This is a genomic window from Halomonas sp. A29 (assembly GCF_046723295.1).
Lineage (GTDB): Bacteria > Pseudomonadota > Gammaproteobacteria > Pseudomonadales > Halomonadaceae > Halomonas.
Genome location: NZ_JAXQPR010000005.1, coordinates 87,450 through 107,150, shown reverse-complemented (window position 1 = coordinate 107,150; position 19,701 = coordinate 87,450). Strand labels below are relative to the sequence as shown.

Below are 19,701 nucleotides of genomic sequence, written 5' to 3'. Positions count from 1 at the left end.
ACGGCGTGAGTCATGGGTGCGACCTCTTCGATGTGATCAGGCTGCGCAGTTTCCGGCAGGGGTGCGTGACGTAATAGAGCCATTGCCAGCTTGGCGGGAGAGGGCGGCTGGCATAGTCGAAGTAGCTGGGCCGAAAAGGCTGTGCCCAGCGCCGTAAACGACTCGTGATCCGATAGCCCAGGGTGGTTTGCCAGTCGAAGGCAAACTCCGGTGCGGGCCGCTTGCGTCGTAGTGCCAACTCGGCCTCGAGCCCGCCCTGGAGCGTGGCCAGGCAGGCCTGATACAGAGCGCGACCCCGTGGACTGAGCTCGCCAGCAGCGCCATCCAGGTCGGGGGTGGCCAACAGCCTGCTCAGTTCCAGGCTCGCGTCGACGGTAGCGGTCAGGCCGCGCTGCCTTGCGCACGCGTAGGCAGCCGCCAAATCAAAGTCGGGGTGGCGTTGCAGCGCATCCAGATCGACCAGCCAGTGCAGATGTGACCAATAGTGGCGTGTGTTATGCAGGCAGAGATAGACGAACAGTTCGTGGATTGGCATCACCCATAGGGTCGTATCGCCCACCTGCAATGGCTCTCGAGTGGCCAGCAGCGCCTCGGTATCGTAGAGCCCTGCCTGCTTGTCGAGCTGGCAATGTACTTCGACTTCGATATCCGCCGGAGTGAGGATGTTGATGACCGGCTGTCGACCGATGGCAAAATCCAGCGCGGTCCTGTCCGGGGTCAGCCATGGCGGATCGCTGGGCTGGTAACTGCTCTCGAGAGCTTTGGCCAGCAGGTCGCAAATTCGACTGCGGGGAATCAACAGGTCGATGTCGGCGCAGTATCGCAAACCAGGGTCATCGTAGTAGCGGGCGGCGAGTGCGGGACCCTTGAAGAAGAGGTAAGGAATTTTCAGGGGGTCGAGAAGGTCGTGCACGAGCCGTTTCTGCTCGGCAGCGACCCTCAGGTTGTGCGCCACGGTCAGCAGGCATTGGTCACGCAACTGGGTCATGTGCTTCGGGGACAGGGACGCTGGTGCGAGCCGGCTCAGGTGGCGATAAACGAGAGGCAGCACATAAGTTTCTCGGGCCAGGCGCATCAGTTCGGACCAGTCGTCGATGGACGAGCTGAGGACGAGTATCTGCCGCTCTTGAGCCTCCGAGAGCTCAAGCCTGGCGAGGAGAAACAGTAGGCGTAGCATCGGCGATGGAGAGCTGGGCCCGACCGCCATGTCATGCCCGGTGCTGCTGGAGCAGGAACTGTCGTGAAGCATCGCTGCGATCCTCCGGATAGTGGACCTTGGCTATGCAAGACGGTACGGACCAAGGGTATTGCGATGCCGGCCGCCTAGGAGATGTCTTGTTACTTAATATTACACTTTCGAGAACTTCGCCAGGTGCCTGCGTAGGTAGCGCCGAATTGGTGATCGAGGTCGCACCCCGGCTTGGCGCTCGAGTAGCCCTGGTGCCTTTCAAAATGCTGGACGGGTGGCCGTGGACCGCGGATATTGCCTTCGAGGGGGTGCATACCGCTTTCGCCCATGAAATGAAGCGATCAGGTGTTGACGCTACATTTGCTGTGACTCTTGCGCCCGGGCCCGCCTGTGAGGTGGGCCCGGGTCATGTATACTATTGGCCTCATTCTCTTCAGGAGGACTTCACATGTTGAAAGTCGGTTTCGTCGGTTGGCGCGGCATGGTGGGCTCGGTACTCATGCAGCGCATGCAGGAGGATGGAGATTTCGACGGCATCGAGCCGATCTTCTTCACCACCTCCCAGGTCGGCAAACCCGGCCCCGACATCGGCGTGGACGTACCTCCGCTCAAGGATGCCACCGACATCGACGAGCTCAAGGCGCTGGATGTCGTGATCACCTGTCAGGGCGGTGACTACACCAAGCAGGTTTACGGCGACCTGCGCGGCAGCGGCTGGAAGGGTTACTGGATCGATGCCGCCAGCACCCTGCGCATGGAAGACGAGGCGACCATCATCCTCGACCCGGTCAACCGCAAGGTGATCGACGAGCAGCTCGCTCGCGGGGCCAAGACCTTCGTCGGCGGCAACTGCACCGTCAGCCTGATGCTGATGGGCCTGGGCGGCCTGTTCGAGGCCGACCTGATCGAGTGGATGACCTCCATGACCTATCAGGCGGCTTCCGGTTCCGGTGCCAAGCACATGCGCGAGCTGCTGCTGCAGATGGGCGCGCTGCGCGATAGCGTCGCCGATGAGCTGAGCGACCCGGCCAGCGCCATCCTCGACATTGATCGCAAGGTCACCCAGGCCATGCGCAGCGGTGACTTCCCGACCGAGAATTTCACCGCGCCGCTGGCCGGCAGCCTGCTGCCCTGGATCGATACCAAGCTCGACAATGGTCAGAGTCGCGAGGAGTGGAAGGGCAGCGTAGAGACCAACAAGATCCTGGGGATCCAGAACAACCCGGTTCCCATCGATGGTCTCTGCGTGCGTATCGGCGCCATGCGCTCACACAGCCAAGCCTTCACCATCAAGTTGAAGAAAGATGTGCCGATAGATGAGATCGAGGAGCGCATCGCCAAGCACAACGAGTGGGTCAAGGTGATTCCCAACGACAAGGAGGCCACCGTTGCCGGCCTGACGCCTTCGGTCGTGACGGGCACCTTGAGCATCCCGGTGGGTCGTCTGCGCAAGTTGAACATGGGCGGTGAATATCTTTCTGCCTTTACTGCGGGCGACCAGTTGCTGTGGGGCGCGGCCGAACCGCTCAAGCGTATGTTGAAGATCCTGCGCGAGCAGTGATCGTCTCGCAGTGCCGATAACGGGGCATCTCCTGCGGGAGATGCCCCGTTTTGCATGAGAGTTCGTTGATTTGATGAAGTCCCGCCGCGCGTTGACAAGGGAGCAGGCAGTACGGGTATATGCTACATATTCCTGCATGATCTGAATTTTAGCATCATAAGAACCGAACGCTTTATGGCAAGCGAGCAGAACAAGGGAGCTCAATGAGACGCAAGTTGACATCAGCCATGCTGCTGGCACTGTCGGCCGCGAGCCCGCAAGCGCTGGCTCTGGGGGTAGGAGAGGTCGATGTGCGCTCTTCTCTCAATGCACCGTTGCGTGCCGTCATCCCGCTTACCGATACCACTGGGCTCGACCCTGAGCTGCTGCGTGTCAGTGTGGCCGAATCCCGTGAATTCGATTCGGCGGGGCTGGTACGTACGCCGCTGGCGGCCAGTGTCAGAGCCGATGTAGAGGTGCTGCAGGGCCGGTGGGTGGTGACGCTTGCCAGCGAGCGGCCAGTGCGTGAACCCTGGATGGACCTGCTGTTGCGATTCGACTGGCCATCCGGCCGTCAACTGCGGGAAGTGACATTGCTGCTCGACCCGCCCGACTACGACAGCATGCCGGTGCTGGTCAGCGGCTCGAGTCGCCAAACCGAGTCCACTGCACGGTCCTCGGCAGCGTCTGGCGCACCTGCATCCCAGGCCGCCTCCCGGCCAGCCGTCACGCGCTTGAGCGAGGCGTCAGCGGATGACCGCGCCTGGGTAGGCAACGGCGATACCCTGTGGTCGGTAGCCGGACGGCTCCGGCCCGACAGCAGTATCAGCATGAACCAGATGATGGTCGCGCTGGTAGAAGCCAACCCGGACGTTTTCCCCTCGGGCAACATCAATGCCATGCGTGCCGGGCATGCCTTGGCCGTGCCATCGCGAGCGGCCATCGGTGCCCGTTCGGGGGCCGAGGCCGACCGCATCGTCCAGGAGATGAACCAGGCCTGGGCCAGTCGTGGCAGAGGCGCTCCCGCCCGCGTTCCGCTGGGACCTTCCACCTCTGTCGGCGAGACTATCGAGGTGGCTGCGCTATCCGTCGCTGGCGAGGCGATCCAGCCAGCACCGTCCGGGGCAGAGCCGGCTGATCAAGCTGAGCCCCGGCCTGAGGTGCCGTCGGCCGATGATGTCGATGCGATACCAAGGCTCACGCTGCTCAGCGACGACGAACTCGCCGCCGAAGCCGCATTGGACGTTGCCGAGGCGAGTAGCCGGGCGGTCGCCTCGGCTGGGGACGAAACCGGCCCCGCTGGCGCAGCGCTCGATGCCGATGTGCTGGCAGCGCTTGGTGGCGGTGAGCTGGCACTGGGGGAGAGCGATCCGCGTTTTGCCTTGCTTGAGCGGCGCTGGCTGGAGAGTCAGGCAGCGCTGGGAGAGGTGCGGGCCGAGCGCGATGTGCTGCAACAGGAGCTTGGTGGCCTGCGCGATGAGGTCGACGCGATGCGTGAGCAACTGGCCGTATTGCTGGCAGGGGGAGGCGAAGAAGGTGTCGGGCCAGGCCGGGCGGTGGTGCAGACCGAGGCTGATACCCAGGAAGATGCGCCCTGGTGGGGTGCTGCCTACCCTGCGTCCATCGATCGCAATCTGATTCTGGGTGGTGCCGGCCTGGCGGCCTTACTGGGTCTCTGGTTGTGGATTCGCCGCCGGCAGCACCGCGATACGGCGGTCCCAGGACGCGGCATGCCCGGCATGGTCCATGGCAGGCCGCCCTCAAGTGATGTGGCGAAGCCCTCGAACCCGCCGGCTGCTCCGGCACCGCTCATGGTGGCGGGCATGAGTGTCGCTGAGGGAAGTCCTCGCGACAAGGAGATGCCCCGCGCCGTCATGCCGCAGGCCGAGGCCATCAGTGAGGCGGATATCTTCATCGCCTATGGGCGCTATGATCAGGCCAGGGAGCTGCTGGAGGCGGGGCTGGCCCGCGATCCGGGGCGGCATGACCTGCGTCTCAAGCTGCTCGGCATCTACGTGGAACAGGGCAACCGACAGGCTGCCGAGCAGGAGGCACAGCGATTGGCCGAGACTGGCGATTCCGCGCTGGTGGCAGAGGCGGGGCAGCTTCTGGCCAAGCATCGCCCCACGTCGCCCGGTATGGACTCCTTCCCGAGCGACGATGAGCCGACCCTGGCAGGTGTCGAGCCTGAGGAAAGCGAGGCAGTCGAGCCGGAAGAAAACGCGGCAGAACAGGATGAGTCGCCGCTTACGGAGGAGCCCCTGCACAAGGAGTCGTTACGTGCCGAGGAGCCGGATGCAGCTCATGTCGAGATGGACGAGGAGAAGCCAGCAGCCAACACGTCGGAGCAGGCGTCATCTGAGCGCAACGAGACAGTGGAGTGGGGAGTGATCGACTACCAGCCTCCGGTACTCGACCCCGAGCCGCCGTCTCGAGAGGAAACCCCCATGCAGCCCAGCGTCGAGTTTCCGGTGACGAACGACGGCCACGATGCGGAGAAGCGCGATGTGCCGTTGGAGCGCTCGACTCTTCCCCATGCGGAAGACGTCGAATGGGAGGTGGAGGAAGTAGCCTTCCCGCCGCTTGACCGCGATAATGCCGTTACCTTGGGTGATTCCGATCAGCGCGACGACCTGGAAGAAGCCCGCCGTCTGCTTGAAGACGGCGAGGTGGAGCGGGCGCGTCCGCTATTGCAGCGCCTGCTCGGTTCGGACGATCCGCAGCTGCGCGACAAGACCCGGGACTTGATCACTCACTACCGACTCTGATGGCTGCATGACCCTGTTTCGACTTCTCGATGATCGTCGCCCCCTGAGTGGCCGCCTGGCCCTGGGGGTGGAATATGACGGCAGCGCCTACTGCGGCTGGCAGCGGCTCAAGCACTCGCCTTCGGTTCAGGCTGAGCTGGAGCGGGCGCTCGCCAAAGTGGCGAGCCAGCCGATAACGGTGCACGCCAGCGGCCGAACCGATTCTGGTGTGCACGCCACGCGCCAGATCGTGCACTTCGACGCGCCTGTGCCCCGCTCGAACAAGGCCTGGGTGTTTGGCGTCAACGCCAACCTGGCGCGCGATGTCGCGGTGCGCTGGGTGCGTGAAGTGCCTGATGAATTCCATGCACGCTTCAAGGCTCTGGCGCGCCGCTATCGCTATATCATTCTCAACCAGTCGAGCCGCCCGGTGCTGGAGCGTGCAAATGTGACCTGGTGTCGCGATCCGCTGGATGCCGATGCCATGCATCGCGCTGCCCAGGCGCTGGTGGGCGAGCACGACTTTTCCAGCTTCCGGGCGGCGGGCTGTCAATCGAAGACCCCTTGGCGCCATCTGCATTTCATCGAAGTGCATCGGCACGGGCCGCTGGTGGTGGTCGACGTGCAGGGCAATGCCTTCCTACACCATATGATCCGCAACATTGTCGGTGCGTTGGTCAGCGTGGGGCGCGGCGAGCAGGGTGACGGCTACCTGGCCGAGCTGCTGGAGTTCAAGGATCGCAAACTCTCCGACGTCACCGCGCCGGCTTGTGGCCTGCACTTCGTTGATTCGCTCTATGATGATGCCTGGGGGCTACCCAAGGAGCCGCTGGGCCCGAATCTGCTTGCCTTCCTGGGCGAATGGACCGGCGAACGCGAACTGCCTGACTGCCCGATGGTCGAGTTTCGGCGAGGCCGCTCCCTGGGCGCTGTCGGTGACGATTCCGTGTCGTAAGGAAGAGGCACCAAGCCCTGCGTTCCGACCCGAGAGCGGTGGCGTGACCGAACCGCTCACGAGTGAAGAAAGTCACCCATTAGTTCCTTGTAAACCAGTCTTTTTTCGCATGGTTGGCCCGTCAGGGCTCGCCTAGCTTGTCTGTGTAAGAAAATGTTGGAGTTAGATGGAAGCTGATAGCTGAGTGGCATTCGCCCTTCAGCAATGAATGATCGGAGAATCAAATTATGGAAAATACACAGGAAGTGAAGGGTGATGTCCGGCGTGAATATAACAGCCCCCAACTGATAAAGTGGGGAACTGTCGCCGATCTCACGCTGATGGGAAGGGGACGGGGGCGTGATGGTGGTAGTGTCAGCAAGCCTGGTTTCCGCAAACCATGGTCTCGCAGGCGCTAGTGAGGTAGTCGGCATCGGATCGCCAAGCTATGAAGAAAGGTGATCGATGCCGTCCTGCTGCTCGACGGCCATTGGCTCGTCGGGCAGCTTCTTTTACCCGGCACGCCCATCAACCACGGTGCCTTGGCACTCAAGGCTTGGGGGATCCAGTCCGGTGAGCGGCATTTGCGGGATCATCAATCTCGATGGTGTTTTGGTCAGGCGTGCCGAGCTGGAGCTCATGGCCAACAAGGCCGCCTGCCGAGGCCTCGATGGTATCGCCTATCACTGCGACGGGCCGGTTGGAATTGCTTGCCTGTCGCTGGACACCACTCCTGACGGAACCGGGGCCTGTCGCCCGGTGGTCGAGCCGCGGTATGGCTTGGTGTTCGCCGCCGATGCTCGTCTCGATAATCGTGACGCCTGCGCCTGCGCCGGCGTAAGCCCGCACTTGCATGCCGCAACAGCGACGGATGCCGAGCTTATGCTGGGCATGTTGCTCCATGCTGGTGAAGAGGGACCTGGGCGACTGCTCGGGGACTTCTCCTATGTACTTTGGGATGCCAGCCGTTCAAAGCTGCACTTGGCCAGGGACGCCATGGGGATGCGTACCCTGTACTACCGCCTCGAGCCAGGTCGGCTGCTGTTCGCCAGCGAGGCACGGCAGATCCTGGCGCTGAAAGACGTCCCGCGTCGCTTGAACAGCGAGGCCGTCGGCTGGCACCTTTGTGGCATGCAGACGCCGCCGGGGCAGGTTTTCTATGAGGGAATCGAAGAGCTCAAGCCCGCCGAGGAGGTAGTAATAGACCTGGCGGGGCGAAAGCGCAGTCGATGCTTCTGGACTCCCGATCCCGAGCGCCGCCTGCGTTATCCCGACGAGAGGGACTACGCCGATCAGTTGCGTGAGCTGTTGACGGAGGCGGTGCGCTGTCGCTTGCGCGCCCGTGATCCGGTGGGCGTGAGCCTGAGTGGAGGCGTCGATTCCACCAGCGTGGCGTCGGTGGCGGGCTGGCTTCGCCAGCAAGGGGAGGCTGTTCCCTCGATGCGAGCCTACAGCTGGGTTTTCTCTGAGCTGACTGAATGCGACGAACGCGAGAACATCTACCGCATCGCGGACCATTTCGGCATGCCGGTTCACGAGGTGCCAGCGGAGGAGACCTATCCCCTGGTCGAGGATTCCCTCAACCAGCCCCACGAGGACGATCCCTTCTTCTCGATGTTCCTGCCATTCTTGGATAAGTCCCTGTCAGCGGCTGCAGCTGACCGAGTCAGCGTCATGTTCTATGGCTTTCGCGGCGACGTGATGTGCGGTGGCAACGTCAACGATGTGCCCGGCATGCTGCTTGCTGGCCATCTTCGCGAAGGATGCCGCGAGCTGTCGGCACTGTCGGAGGTGTTCTCCTTGTCCTGGCCCTCGACCCTGTCGCGCTACCTGATGCGCCCCATACTGGCAGATGCCCTGGGAAACGGAGCCCTTGCCCAAGGCTGGCGCACCGCGCGACGCGGCTACCGATCGGGCAGGGGGAAGGGAGGGGCGGTCGCGTACCCGTTGCCACGCGGGCCAGTGAGGCGAGCGGCCGAGCATATCTCACCGGCATTCCTGCAGCAGGTCGGCCTGCCGCCGATCGAACCCGTGCGTGCGGCGGCAGCAACGTGGCAGCGCAGCGCACCACGGGACCGCTACATCCATATTTTTTCGCCGCTGGTCACTCGGGGGATAACCTATGCAGAGCGCGTCGCGGCCATGCATGGCGTGGGGTTGGCTGACCCCTGGAGCGACAGGCGCATCGCCGAGTTCATTCTTGCCTGTCCCCAGTACTGCGTCGATACCGCCATCGAGGGAAAGCGGCTGGCGAGGCGGGCCATGGAGGGTGTCATGCCGGCAGATGCCATCCGGTCAATTGGCAAGGTTTCCCCTGAACCTCTGTATCTCGGTGCGCTACGCAACAAGGCCTACCACAAGGTCATCGACCTGATGACCCATAGCCGCTGTGCCGAGCTGGGATTCGTCGATGAAGCGATGCTGCGCGAGCGCTTCGAGCGTTTCGTGCGTGGGGAGGCACCTAGCTTCGACCTCTGGCCGACCCTGTCGCTTGAAATCTGGCTGAGGCGATTTTGGTAGTGGTGCCAGCCGTTTGGCAAGACGGTGCATGACGAAGCCACTACTTACCGAGCGATGAAAGCCAGACATTAACAGTTTGTAAACCACGCTTTTTTTGCATGGTTGTTCAATATGGACTGGCCTAGCCTTACTGAGCAAAAGTAGTTTGTCAGCGTAAGGAAAAGTTAGAAAATGTTAGCAAGTCATGGATCTGGGTGGCGGGGTGCATTCGCTACCCGGCACCCAACAATGGAACTGATCGGAGGATCAGGTAATGAACAACAGTCAAGAAGTGAAGCGCAATGTTCGACGTGAGTACAGCCGCCCCCAGCTGACAAGATGGGGAACGGTTGCCGACCTCACGCTGGTGGGGCAGACCAGGCCTGGCGGTGACGTGCTGCCCGGTCAGGCCCAGGGCCGTCAGGGTGGAAGCGTCAATCGGCCCAGAAGGCGTAGGTGGTGGTGAGCGGCCGGGTATCGGACCGGCTTGGCGCTGGCTAGCCTATGAGTACCGGAGTCGATGCCGTCCTGTTGTTCGACGGCCGTCGGCTCGTCGAGCAGCTTCTTGCCTTTACCCGGCAGACCGACCGGGAGGCTGCCCTCAAAGCGCTTGCCGAGGGCATCCAGGCCAACCCCCTGTGGTACCAGCTGCATGGGGCCAGGCTCGTGACACGAGCCTGGCCCGATCCTCTCGTCGTCGTTTTCGGCCAATTCTCCCCGGAGCAGCATGCTCGCCTTGCCGATCTGGCGGCACAGCTCAATGAGGTACTCGCGCATCACCGCTATGTCGATTATCCTGCTGCCGAGCAGGCGGCGGAGCGGCTGGCGACAGCTCTCAGGCTGCGTTTCGGCCAGGAGGCCCTGGCGCGCTTTCGCTATACCGCGATCCCCCGGGGTGGGTGGATCGTACTCGGCATGCTTTCCTATCTGCTGAATCTGCGCCCTGACCAGATCGGTATACCAGGTGAATCGGGGCTCGAAGGTTCCGCGTCATGGGTGGTGGTGGACGACTGTGCCCTTTCCGGGGTGCGTTTCCAGCAGTTCCTGCAGTACTGGGATGTACCTGCCGTCATCTTCTGTCCGCTGTTCGCCCCCCGGGAGCTGTGTCGAGCCATCGAGCGAATCGAGCCGAGGGTTGAGGCCTGTATCAACGCCGAGGATCTCAAGGACGTCGCCCCGCAGCGATTCGGTGAGGCCTACCCCCAATGGCTAGACGAGAGAGAGCGGCAAATGGGTGGCGATGGCTACTGGAGCGGAATAGCCGAGTACATTGCCTTCGCTTGGTGCGAGCCCGAGACGAAGTACTGGAATGCCGAGGCGGGGCGCTTTGAAGCCGGCTGGAATATCCTGCCGCCAGCGCTGTGCCTGAAGCGTCGCATGTTGGCCTTGTCGCAGCGTCGCAGGCGGAACGGGCGGGCGAGAGGGAAGGCGTCGGAAGTGATCGAGCGGCAGGCGATGGGGCTTGGTTCCCTCAAGATCGATGACCGTGTGCTGTGGACATCGTATGACGCCTCGCTTGCGGTGGCGCGCTTCCCGACAGAAGGCGCCGAGCGAGCAACCTGCTTCCAGCTGGATCCAACGGCGGCCGACATGTGGCGTGCCCTGTTGACTACCGGCAGCCTGAAAGGAGCCTTGTCGATGCTGCTGGATAGCTACGCCGTCGCTCCGGATATATTGCGTCGTGACCTGGCCTTGCTGGTGGCGGATCTCGAGGAGAACGGCATCATGACCCACCACTGAAAGCCGTACAGGGGGCATTTGTGGCAAATCGATACTGGGTTTACGGCCTCTGCCTGGAAACCACTTTTCGCTTCCGCGCTCCCTTGACCGTGGCGCCCGCCACGGCGGCGTGCGACCTCTATTTCCTTTGTGTGCAGGCTGGTGACGACACTGTTCCGTCGGCTGATGATGTTCTCTACCTGAGCCGGGAAAAAAACTGGTGTGGGGAGCATGTCCTGGAGATCTACGTCACGGCCGAAGGCAGCCTGATGCGCTTTCCCGGCGTGGCGGATTTCCTGGTGAGCCCAGGGCGTATCGTCTGTCGGCTGCATGACGCCGAGCTGGGCTTCATGGTCGATCTCTGTCTGCTGGGACACGTGCTGTCCTATTACCTCGAGATGACCGGCGTGAGTGCCCTGCATGCCGGGGTCGTGGCGCACGATGGACAGGCAGTGCTGTTCGCCGCAGATCGCCAAGGTGGCAAGAGTACTCTGGTGGCCTCCCTGGTCGCGGCGGGCTTCCCCCTCCTCGCCGATGACATTGCAGCACTCGAGCCTTGTGAGGCGGGGGTGCTTTGTCGGCACGCCTTCCCCCAGCTCAAGCTGACGCCGCAGCAGGCCCGGCGCTTCGTCGGTGCCGACGAGGGCTTCGATCTGGTGCATCCCGACTTCCCCAAGCTCAGCGTGCCGGCGGACAGGGTCGGGAGTATCGCCAGGGAGTCGCTGCAGGTGGCGAGGATCTACCTGCTGGAGCGCCGTGCGCCTGAAGACTCCGATGTCACTATCCGCATGGAACCGCTCGGAGCGGGAGAGTCGCTGATTCAGCTCGTGCGGCATTCATTCCTTGCCGAGGTGCTGGGGGAGTGCAAGGCGGCGGCTGGAGGAAATGGCGGCGAGCAGGAGGAGGTGATTCGGATGCGCTTCAATCGCCTCGCGGCCATCGCACGTGCCGTCGTGGTCAAGCGCCTGTGTTATCCTAGCGGCTACCAATATCTTCCCGAGGTGCACCGTGCGGTGCTCGCCGATCTTGGTGGTGCGACGGTCGCTGACTGACAGCAGGCAGGTTAGGCAAGAATGGGCATGACTGATGTACAAGCGGTGAGAAGACGTACCCGGATCAAGTTCTGTGGCCTTGCGCGTGAACAGGACGTGGCCGTTGCCGTGGCCGCCGGGGCCGACGCGCTCGGCTTCGTGCTCTGGCCCGGCAGCAAGCGGGCCATTGACGAGGAGCGCTTGGTGGAACTCGCCGCTCGGGTGCCGGCCTTCGTTACCCGGGTAGGACTCTTCGTCGATCAGGTGCCTGACCTGATTGCGCGCTGCGCCGAGCATCTCGATCTGTTGCAGTTCCATGGCGATGAGACGCCGACCTTCTGCGCACAGTTCGACCGTCCATGGATCAAGGCGCTGCGCATGCGTGACGACCTCGACCTGCACGCTGCGGCAGAGGTCTACGCCGGCGCCCAGGCGCTGCTGCTGGATGCCTATCGCCCGGGTGTACCAGGCGGTACCGGCGAGACTTTCGACTGGTCGCGAATCCCCGCAAGCCTGGAAAAACCTGTTATTCTCGCGGGTGGGCTGAGCGCGGACAACGTGGCCGATGCCATCGAGCGTGTGCGCCCCTTTGCGGTGGACGTCTCCGGTGGCGTGGAAGCCGAGCCCGGTTGCAAGGATCCCCGCCTGCTGTCGGCTTTCGCCGCGGCGGTGGCCCAGGCCGATCGCAAGCGCCTTGGCTGATTGCTTCTGCACAAGCCCCTATTCAATTCTCCCTTATGGCGACCCTATGAGGTGTCTTTAGTGAGCAAGTTCAGTGACCTGACCCGACTGCCGGACGCCCGTGGCCACTTCGGCCCCTATGGCGGTCGGTTCGTCTCGGAGACCCTGAGCTTCGCCCTGGACGATCTGGAGAAGACGTACATGCGTCTTCGCGATGATCCGGACTTTCAGGCCGAATTCGACTATGACCTGGCCCATTACGTGGGTCGTCCTTCTCCGCTCTACCATGCGGAACGATGGTCGAACAAGCTCGGCGGGGCACGGATCTGGCTCAAGCGCGAAGATCTCAACCATACCGGCGCGCACAAGGTGAACAACACCATCGGCCAGGCGCTGCTGGCCAAGATGAGCGGCAAGCCGCGGGTGATCGCCGAGACCGGCGCGGGTCAGCACGGCGTGGCCACGGCCACCGTGGCGGCGCGTCTGGGCCTCAAGTGCGAGGTCTACATGGGTGCCGAGGACGTCCAGCGCCAGAAGCTCAACGTCTATCGTATGCGTCTGCTCGGGGCCAACGTCATTCCGGTGGAGTCGGGGACGCGTACCCTCAAGGACGCCATGAACGAGGCACTGCGCGACTGGGTGACCAACGTCGACGATACCTTCTACATCATCGGTACCGTGGCCGGTCCGCATCCGTACCCCATGCTGGTGCGCGACTTCAACGCCGTGGTCGGCCGCGAGGCGCGACGCCAGTCGCTGGAAGAGTTCGGCAAGCTGCCCGATGCGCTGATTGCCTGTGTCGGTGGCGGCTCCAATGCCATGGGGCTGTTTTATCCCTTCGTCGAGGACGACGAGGTTGCCATGTACGGCGTCGAGGCCGGTGGCGACGGTGTAGATACCGGACGTCATGCGGCACCGCTGACGTCCAACGCGCCCCGCGGCGTATTGCATGGCAACCGCACCTACCTGATGTCCGATGAGGGTGGCCAGGTTTCGGATACCCATTCGATCTCTGCGGGTCTCGATTACCCTGGCGTGGGTCCCGAGCATGCGCTGTGGAAGGACGTGGGGCGGGTGCAGTACGTCGCCGCCAACGACCATGAGGTACTCGAAGCATTCCGCGAGCTGACGCGTATCGAAGGCATCATGCCTGCGCTTGAATCTGCCCATGCCCTGGCCCACGCCAAGGTGCTGGCGCCGACCATGCGGCCCGACCAGAACATCGTGGTCAACCTTTCCGGCCGCGGCGACAAGGACATCATGACGGTCGCCAAGATCGACGGCCTGGAGTTCTGACGATGAACCGAATCGACCAACGCTTCGCAGACCTGAAGGCTCAGGGCCGTCGGGCGCTGATTCCCTTCATCACCGCTGGCGATCCGGACCCGCGCTATACCGTCGGGTTCATGCATGCCCTGGTGGAAGCGGGCGCCGACGTGATCGAGCTGGGAGTGCCGTTCTCCGACCCCATGGCCGACGGGCCGGTCATCCAGAAAGCCTGCGAGCGCGCGCTCAAGCACAACGTTCGACTGGCCCACCTGTTCGAGATGGTGCGCGAGTTTCGTCAGGCGGACAACGACACTCCGGTGGTGCTGATGGGCTACCTCAATCCCGTCGAGCGCATCGGTCTTGTCGCGTTCGCCGAGCAGGCCGCGGCGGCCGGAGTCGATGGCGTCTTGACCGTCGACATGCCTCCCGAGGAAGCCGATGAGTTCGGCCCGTTGCTCAAGCAGCATGGCCTGGCCTCGATCTTTCTCGTCGCCCCTACCACTTCGCGGGAGCGGGCCGCTACAATATGCGCCCATGGCGAGGGCTATCTCTACTATGTCGCGCTCAAGGGCGTGACCGGGGCTGCCACGCTCAATGCCGACGACGTGGCCGAACATCTGGCACCGCTGCGCGGCCTGACCGATCTGCCGCTATGCGTTGGCTTCGGCATCCGTGACGGCGCCTCGGCAGCCGAGGTCGGCAAGGTCGCCGATGGTGTCATCGTCGGTAGTGCGCTGGTCAGTCGTATCGCCGACAACGCCGAGCGGCCCGAAGTGATTGCCGGTGAGCTCAAGACGGTTCTCGGGGAGATGCGCCAGGCTCTGGATGCACTGCCCGCACGCTGAGCTCGCCCTTGCTCAAGATTCGACTCATGACGCCCGGTACAGCCGGGCGCAACAGCATACGGAAGCCTTTCTGACATGAGCTGGCTCGACAAGATTGTTCCCTCCATGGGGCGGATTCAGCGCAAGGATCGGCGGGCCAGCGTGCCCGACGGCCTGTGGCGCAAGTGCCCGAAGTGCGAGGCGGTACTCTATCTGCCCGAACTGGAAAAGCATCACAACGTTTGCCCCAAGTGCGACCATCATCTGCGCCTGACCGCACGCAAGCGGCTCGACTGGTTCCTCGACAAGGAGGGTCGGGAGGAGATCTCGGCCGACCTCGAGCCGCAGGACCGCCTCAAGTTCCGCGACTCCAAGAAGTACAAGGACCGCCTCAACGCGGCCCAGAAGGAGACCGGCGAGAAAGATGCCCTGGTGGCCATGCGTGGTACCCTTGAGGGTCTGCCTGTGGTCGTGGTTGCCTTCGAGTTCACCTTCATGGGTGGCTCCATGGGCGCCGTGGTAGGTGAGAAGTTCGTGCGCGCGGCCAGCCTTGCTCTCGAAGAGCGTATCCCCTTCATCTGCTTCTCCGCTTCGGGTGGGGCACGCATGCAGGAGGCACTGTTCTCGTTGATGCAGATGGCCAAGACCTCAGCTGCGCTGGAGCGTCTGCGCGTAGCCGGTGTGCCCTACATCTCGGTGCTCACCGATCCTGTGTTCGGTGGCGTGTCGGCGTCGCTGGCCATGCTGGGCGATCTCAACGTGGCCGAGCCCAATGCACTGATTGGCTTCGCCGGCCCGCGGGTCATCGAGCAGACCGTACGCGAGAAATTGCCGGAAGGATTCCAGCGTAGCGAGTTCCTGCTCGAGCATGGCACGGTTGACATGATCCTGCCCCGTGGCGAAATGCGTGACCGCCTGGGTGCCGTGCTGCGCAAGCTGACCCATCAGCCGCCTATCGGCCTCGGTGAGGGCATGATCCACGAGCCGGACCTGGTCGACGAGGCCGAGCGTGCGGCAGCGGAGGAGGGCGAGTTCATCGATGCCGCCGAGTCTGAGGCAGTGGAAGACTCGGTGCCGCCCGAGGACACCGACCGCTTTGACCCGACGCGCTGATCTCTCGTGATGCCTTCGACGTCATCACGAACGCTGGACGGCTGGCTCAGCTACCTGGAGCAGGTCCACCCGGTGGGCATCGACCTCGGCCTCGAGCGAGTGGCCGAGGTCGCTCGCCGCATGGGGTTAATGGAGCATCAGCTGGCACCGTGTGTCATCACAGTGGCTGGCACCAACGGCAAGGGCTCGACGGTGGCCATGATCGACGCGCTGGCACGCGCGCATGGTCTCGCCACCGCGGCCTACACCTCGCCCCATCTGCTGCGCTACAACGAAAGACTGCGTTTCGACGGCAACGAAGCGGATGATGCCACGCTCATCGCCGGCTTCGAAGCCGTGGAAGCAGCGCGACTGGCCGACGAGCCCGTGAGTCTGACCTACTTCGAGGCCGGTACTCTGGCGGCACTTTGGGCCATCGCCCGTCGCCGGCCGGACCTCGCCGTGCTCGAGGTCGGGTTGGGAGGAAGGCTCGATGCCGTCAACGTCATCGATGCCGATGTCGCCGTCATCACCACCATCGCGCTTGATCATGCCGCCTTCCTCGGCACCGACCTCGCGGGAATCGGTCGTGAGAAGGCCGGTATCATGCGTGACGGCCGTCCCGCCATACTGGGCAGCAGCGAGTTACCCGCGAGCGTGCGTCAGTGCGCCGATGAACGGGGGGCTCCGGCCCTGACCCTGGGGCAGGAGTTTCGTTGGCAACCCAGTGCTGCCGGTCGCTTCAACTGGCAGGGAACCGACACCGACGGGACTTTTCCAAGCCTCGAAGACTTGCCCGATCCGGGGCTGCCGCTGGACAATGCCGCTACGGCGCTGCAAGCCCTGACGGCGGCCGGTATCGTGCTCGATGGAGTGAGTTGCCGGCTGGCCCTGCGCGGGCTGCAGGTGCCTGGGCGCATGCAGTGGCTGGGGCAATGGTGTCTGGATGTGGGCCACAACCCACATGCCGCGACTTACCTGGCGGGTAGACTGTCGGTACAGCCATGCCGTGGGCGTACCTGGGTGCTGCTCGGTATGCTGGGCGACAAGGATGCCGATGGTGTCATCGACGCCTTGTCTGCCGCAGCGGATGGCTGGGTGAGCGTGACCCTGGACGGTGAGCGGGCACGCACAGCCGCGGATCTGGCAGGGCGCATCGAGGCCCGCGGGGGACATGTCGCTTACCAGGCCCAGTCGCCCGAGGCGGGTGCGGAATGGCTTTCCGGGCGCTTGGCGCCCGACGATCGCGTGCTGGTATGTGGCTCCTTCTTCACGGTGGCGGCCATACTGGCATGGAAGCAGGCGCAGGCAGCCTAGCGGGGGCAGGAGGGCATGATGAAGTACGGAATGCGCGAACGAATCAGCGGAGCGGTCATTTTGATCGCCTTGGCGGTGATTTTTGTGCCGATGCTGTTCGATGAACCGGCACCTCGCGACGAGCGCCCCCAGCCGATGCTGACCATCGAGCAGCCGGTGCCCGTCGAGCGCCGCAGCGTGCCCGATCCGCAGCCACCCGAAAGCCTGGGCCAGATTCGCTCGCCCGAGACGAGCCCCGCGCTGGTGGAACCGCAGCCGCCGTTGGAAGATGTCGAGCCCTCACCCGATGAGACGGCCCGAGTGGAAGCCGCGCCAGCCGTGGCAGTGCAACAGGGCGAGACAGGTAGCGCCGCGCCCCGGCAGGACCCCATTGCGGATCTGGCCCAGGCGGCTTCCGAGCGGACCGAGAGCAGCCCGCCCACGACGCCGAGCCCCGAGCCCGAGCGCCCGGCCGCTTCGGTGAACGCTTCGCCGGGGGGCGAGTGGGCCGTACAAGTGGGCAGCTTTGGCGAGCCGGGCAATGCCGAACGGCTCCAGGCACAGCTCCGGGAGCATGGTTTTCCCGTCTATAGCCGGAGGCGCGACAACAACATGACGACGGTCTACGTTGGGCCCTTCGATTCCTCGGAGGCCGGCGAGCGCGCCATGAGTACCGTAAAAGAGCGGGCCAACCTGCAGGGCCTGCTGGTTCGGGTGAGAGAATGACGGTATGACATTGACCTGGCTTGACTGGGGCTTTCTCGCCGTGCTGGCCATCTCGACCCTGGCGGGGTTCATGCGTGGACTGGTCCGCGAAGGGCTGGGATTGGCGGCCTGGATCATCGCGCTGCTGGCGGCGCGGCTCCTCGCCGAACCGGTAGCCGATCTGCTTTCCGGGCTGATCGACAGTCCCGACGGCCGGCTGGTGCTGGCCTTCGTGCTGGTGATCCTAGGTGTCGTACTGCTCTGCGGCATCATCATTCGCATGGTGCATGCCGCCGTGGAGTGGGTCGGCATGGGTTTTTTCAACCGCGTGGCCGGTGCCTGCTTCGGCGTCGCGCGCGGTGCAGTGGTGCTGGTGGTGGCGACTATCCTGATCAGCCTGACGCCGCTGGCCCAGCTGCAGGCGTGGCAGGATGCGGAGCTCAGGCCCACCTTCGAGCATCTACGCGACTGGGCCGTGAATCAACTCGAAGCCTGGGAGGGCCGAGTGCCCGAGGCACCCGAGGCATGGCGGAATCTCCCATTGCCCGAGCGTCGTGACGGTGGTTCTCCGGAGCCCGGTGCGTTGTAGTCCCTAATTGCCATTATCAAGCCGACCGCGGTCGGCACCCCTGCAAGCGAGGTAAGGTGGAATGTGCGGTATCGTCGGCCTTGTGGCCAAGCAGACCGTGAACCAGGCGATCTATGACGCCCTGACAGTGCTTCAGCATCGCGGCCAGGATGCCGCTGGCATGATGACATGGAGCGAAGGGCGCTTTCTGCTGCGCAAGAGCAACGGCCTGGTACGCGATGTGTTCCACACTCGCCACATGGCGCGCCTGCAGGGCAATTTGGGTATCGGCCATGTGCGCTACCCGACCGCGGGCTCGTCCAGCGAAGCGGAGTCGCAACCGTTCTACGTCAACTCCCCCTATGGTATTGCGCTGGCGCACAACGGCAACCTGACCAACTCGGACCAGCTCAAGCAGGAGCTGTTCTCTTCTGATCTGCGCCATATCAATACCAGTTCGGATTCCGAAGTGCTGCTCAACGTGTTTGCCCATGAACTGGGCAAGCAGGGGCTGCACCTCTCTCCTGGCGACATCTTCGATGCGGTGCGGCGGGTGCACCGTCGTTGCCGCGGCGGCTATGCTGCGGTCGCGATCATCAACGGCGTCGGCCTGGTCGCGTTCCGCGATCCCAACGGCATCCGCCCGGTGGTGTTCGGCACCCGCGACGAGGGCAATGGGCAGGAGGTGATGATCGCCTCGGAGTCCGTGGCACTTGACGTGGGTGGTTTCGAGTTGCATCGCGACCTGGCGCCGGGCGAGGCGATCTTCATCGACATGGAGGGGGAGTTCCATACCCAGCAGTGTGCCGACATGCCGACTCTGTCGCCCTGCATCTTCGAGCACGTCTACCTGGCGCGGCCCGATTCCATTCTCGATGGCGCCTATGTCTACGGCACGCGCATGCAGATGGGACGCAAGCTCGGCGACCGTATCCGCAGCGAGTGGCCGGAACACGATATCGACGTGGTGATTCCGATCCCCGATACCTCGCGTACTTCGGCGCTGGAACTCGCCCAGCATCTGGGCGTGACCTATCGCGAAGGCTTCATGAAGAATCGCTATATCGGGCGGACCTTCATCATGCCGGGCCAGACCCAGCGCAAGAAGTCGGTACGCCAGAAACTCAATGCCATCGGTGTCGAGTTCAAGGGCAAGAACGTGCTGCTGGTGGACGACTCCATCGTGCGTGGCACCACCTGCAAGCAGATCATCCAGATGGCTCGCGAGGCTGGCGCCAACAAGGTCTACTTTGCCTCGGCTGCGCCGCCGGTGCGCTATCCTAACGTCTATGGTATCGACATGCCGGCGGCAGCGGAGTTGATCGCTCATGGCCGCAGCGAAGCCGAAGTAGGCGAGCTGATCGGCGCCGACCGCATCTTCTACCAGGATCTGGACGATCTGAAGGACGCTTGTCGCGAAGTCAATCCCGGGCTCGAGCAGTTCGATTGTTCGGTGTTCGACGGTCGCTACGTGACCGGCGACATCGATGCCGGCTACCTGTCAGCGTTGGAAGCTTCACGCAACGATGCCGCCAAGCAGCAGCTGAGTTCCGGAGCCCACGCCCTGGTGGGTATGCATAATCAGGAAGACGACATCGACGACTGAG

The 19,701-nt window shown here is 63.5% G+C and carries 17 protein-coding genes; 16 read left to right on the top strand and 1 reads right to left on the bottom strand.

Features of this window, described 5'->3' with window-relative positions:
* Positions 1 to 10: 10 nt before the first annotated feature.
* Positions 11 to 1,249 (bottom strand): nucleotidyltransferase family protein, encoded by a 1,239-nt coding sequence (locus tag SPH52_RS10875; protein WP_411795045.1) that lies wholly within the window; start codon positions 1,247 to 1,249, stop codon positions 11 to 13.
* A gap of 388 nt (positions 1,250 to 1,637) precedes the next feature.
* On the opposite strand from SPH52_RS10875, the gene asd reads away from it, so the two are divergent.
* The 16 genes from asd to purF all read left to right on the top strand — a co-directional run bounded on the left by asd (position 1,638) and on the right by purF (position 19,700).
* Positions 1,638 to 2,750, top strand: coding sequence for an aspartate-semialdehyde dehydrogenase (gene asd, locus SPH52_RS10870; RefSeq protein WP_411795044.1), 1,113 nt, complete (start codon positions 1,638 to 1,640; stop codon positions 2,748 to 2,750).
* Between the two features lie 203 nt (positions 2,751 to 2,953).
* Entirely contained in the window at positions 2,954 to 5,497 is a 2,544-nt protein-coding gene (locus SPH52_RS10865) for a FimV family protein (protein WP_411795043.1), read from the top strand.
* A gap of 7 nt (positions 5,498 to 5,504) precedes the next feature.
* On the top strand, positions 5,505 to 6,431 hold the full coding sequence (truA, locus tag SPH52_RS10860) for a tRNA pseudouridine(38-40) synthase TruA (protein WP_411795042.1): 927 nt from the start codon (positions 5,505 to 5,507) through the stop codon (positions 6,429 to 6,431).
* Positions 6,432 to 6,658: 227 nt separating this feature from the next.
* Positions 6,659 to 6,829 (top strand): lasso RiPP family leader peptide-containing protein, encoded by a 171-nt coding sequence (locus tag SPH52_RS10855; RefSeq protein ID WP_411795041.1) that lies wholly within the window; start codon positions 6,659 to 6,661, stop codon positions 6,827 to 6,829.
* Between the two features lie 154 nt (positions 6,830 to 6,983).
* Complete coding sequence (locus SPH52_RS10850; protein ID WP_411795040.1) at positions 6,984 to 8,930, top strand: asparagine synthetase B family protein; 1,947 nt, start codon at positions 6,984 to 6,986, stop codon at positions 8,928 to 8,930.
* Positions 8,931 to 9,183: 253 nt separating this feature from the next.
* Positions 9,184 to 9,375, top strand: coding sequence for a lasso RiPP family leader peptide-containing protein (locus tag SPH52_RS10845; protein WP_411795039.1), 192 nt, complete (start codon positions 9,184 to 9,186; stop codon positions 9,373 to 9,375).
* Between the two features lie 38 nt (positions 9,376 to 9,413).
* On the top strand, positions 9,414 to 10,649 hold the full coding sequence (locus tag SPH52_RS10840) for a PqqD family protein (RefSeq protein ID WP_411795038.1): 1,236 nt from the start codon (positions 9,414 to 9,416) through the stop codon (positions 10,647 to 10,649).
* 20 nt (positions 10,650 to 10,669) lie between these two features.
* On the top strand, positions 10,670 to 11,680 hold the full coding sequence (locus tag SPH52_RS10835; RefSeq protein ID WP_411795037.1) for a hypothetical protein: 1,011 nt from the start codon (positions 10,670 to 10,672) through the stop codon (positions 11,678 to 11,680).
* Between the two features lie 27 nt (positions 11,681 to 11,707).
* On the top strand, positions 11,708 to 12,361 hold the full coding sequence (locus SPH52_RS10830; protein ID WP_411795036.1) for a phosphoribosylanthranilate isomerase: 654 nt from the start codon (positions 11,708 to 11,710) through the stop codon (positions 12,359 to 12,361).
* 60 nt (positions 12,362 to 12,421) lie between these two features.
* The gene (gene trpB / locus SPH52_RS10825) at positions 12,422 to 13,636 is read left to right on the top strand and encodes a tryptophan synthase subunit beta (protein WP_411795035.1); all 1,215 of its coding nucleotides are present in this window, start codon (positions 12,422 to 12,424) and stop codon (positions 13,634 to 13,636) included.
* A 2-nt stretch (positions 13,637 to 13,638) separates the two neighbouring features.
* On the top strand, positions 13,639 to 14,454 hold the full coding sequence (gene trpA / locus SPH52_RS10820) for a tryptophan synthase subunit alpha (protein WP_411795034.1): 816 nt from the start codon (positions 13,639 to 13,641) through the stop codon (positions 14,452 to 14,454).
* A gap of 75 nt (positions 14,455 to 14,529) precedes the next feature.
* A complete protein-coding gene (gene accD, locus SPH52_RS10815; protein WP_411795033.1) occupies positions 14,530 to 15,546 on the top strand; it encodes an acetyl-CoA carboxylase, carboxyltransferase subunit beta in 1,017 nt (338 codons plus the stop codon).
* A 9-nt stretch (positions 15,547 to 15,555) separates the two neighbouring features.
* Positions 15,556 to 16,842 (top strand): bifunctional tetrahydrofolate synthase/dihydrofolate synthase, encoded by a 1,287-nt coding sequence (gene folC, locus SPH52_RS10810; RefSeq protein WP_411795032.1) that lies wholly within the window; start codon positions 15,556 to 15,558, stop codon positions 16,840 to 16,842.
* Positions 16,843 to 16,860: 18 nt separating this feature from the next.
* Positions 16,861 to 17,547, top strand: coding sequence for an SPOR domain-containing protein (locus SPH52_RS10805; protein ID WP_411795031.1), 687 nt, complete (start codon positions 16,861 to 16,863; stop codon positions 17,545 to 17,547).
* A 4-nt stretch (positions 17,548 to 17,551) separates the two neighbouring features.
* On the top strand, positions 17,552 to 18,115 hold the full coding sequence (locus SPH52_RS10800) for a CvpA family protein (protein ID WP_411795030.1): 564 nt from the start codon (positions 17,552 to 17,554) through the stop codon (positions 18,113 to 18,115).
* A 61-nt stretch (positions 18,116 to 18,176) separates the two neighbouring features.
* A complete protein-coding gene (purF, locus tag SPH52_RS10795; RefSeq protein ID WP_411795029.1) occupies positions 18,177 to 19,700 on the top strand; it encodes an amidophosphoribosyltransferase in 1,524 nt (507 codons plus the stop codon).
* Position 19,701: the final 1 nt, after the last annotated feature.

Excerpts from the sequence above, each read along its gene's own strand:
- SPH52_RS10875 (WP_411795045.1), bottom strand. The coding sequence starts at position 1,249 with ATGCTTCACGACAGTTCCTGCTCCAGCAGCACCGGGCATGACATGGCG.
- asd (WP_411795044.1), top strand. The coding sequence starts at position 1,638 with ATGTTGAAAGTCGGTTTCGTCGGTTGGCGCGGCATGGTGGGCTCGGTA.
- SPH52_RS10865 (WP_411795043.1), top strand. The coding sequence starts at position 2,954 with ATGAGACGCAAGTTGACATCAGCCATGCTGCTGGCACTGTCGGCCGCG.
- truA (WP_411795042.1), top strand. The coding sequence starts at position 5,505 with ATGACCCTGTTTCGACTTCTCGATGATCGTCGCCCCCTGAGTGGCCGC.
- SPH52_RS10855 (WP_411795041.1), top strand. The coding sequence starts at position 6,659 with ATGGAAAATACACAGGAAGTGAAGGGTGATGTCCGGCGTGAATATAAC.
- SPH52_RS10845 (WP_411795039.1), top strand. The coding sequence starts at position 9,184 with ATGAACAACAGTCAAGAAGTGAAGCGCAATGTTCGACGTGAGTACAGC.
- SPH52_RS10840 (WP_411795038.1), top strand. The coding sequence starts at position 9,414 with ATGAGTACCGGAGTCGATGCCGTCCTGTTGTTCGACGGCCGTCGGCTC.
- SPH52_RS10830 (WP_411795036.1), top strand. The coding sequence starts at position 11,708 with ATGACTGATGTACAAGCGGTGAGAAGACGTACCCGGATCAAGTTCTGT.
- trpA (WP_411795034.1), top strand. The coding sequence starts at position 13,639 with ATGAACCGAATCGACCAACGCTTCGCAGACCTGAAGGCTCAGGGCCGT.
- accD (WP_411795033.1), top strand. The coding sequence starts at position 14,530 with ATGAGCTGGCTCGACAAGATTGTTCCCTCCATGGGGCGGATTCAGCGC.
- folC (WP_411795032.1), top strand. The coding sequence starts at position 15,556 with ATGCCTTCGACGTCATCACGAACGCTGGACGGCTGGCTCAGCTACCTG.
- SPH52_RS10805 (WP_411795031.1), top strand. The coding sequence starts at position 16,861 with ATGAAGTACGGAATGCGCGAACGAATCAGCGGAGCGGTCATTTTGATC.
- SPH52_RS10800 (WP_411795030.1), top strand. The coding sequence starts at position 17,552 with ATGACATTGACCTGGCTTGACTGGGGCTTTCTCGCCGTGCTGGCCATC.
- purF (WP_411795029.1), top strand. The coding sequence starts at position 18,177 with ATGTGCGGTATCGTCGGCCTTGTGGCCAAGCAGACCGTGAACCAGGCG.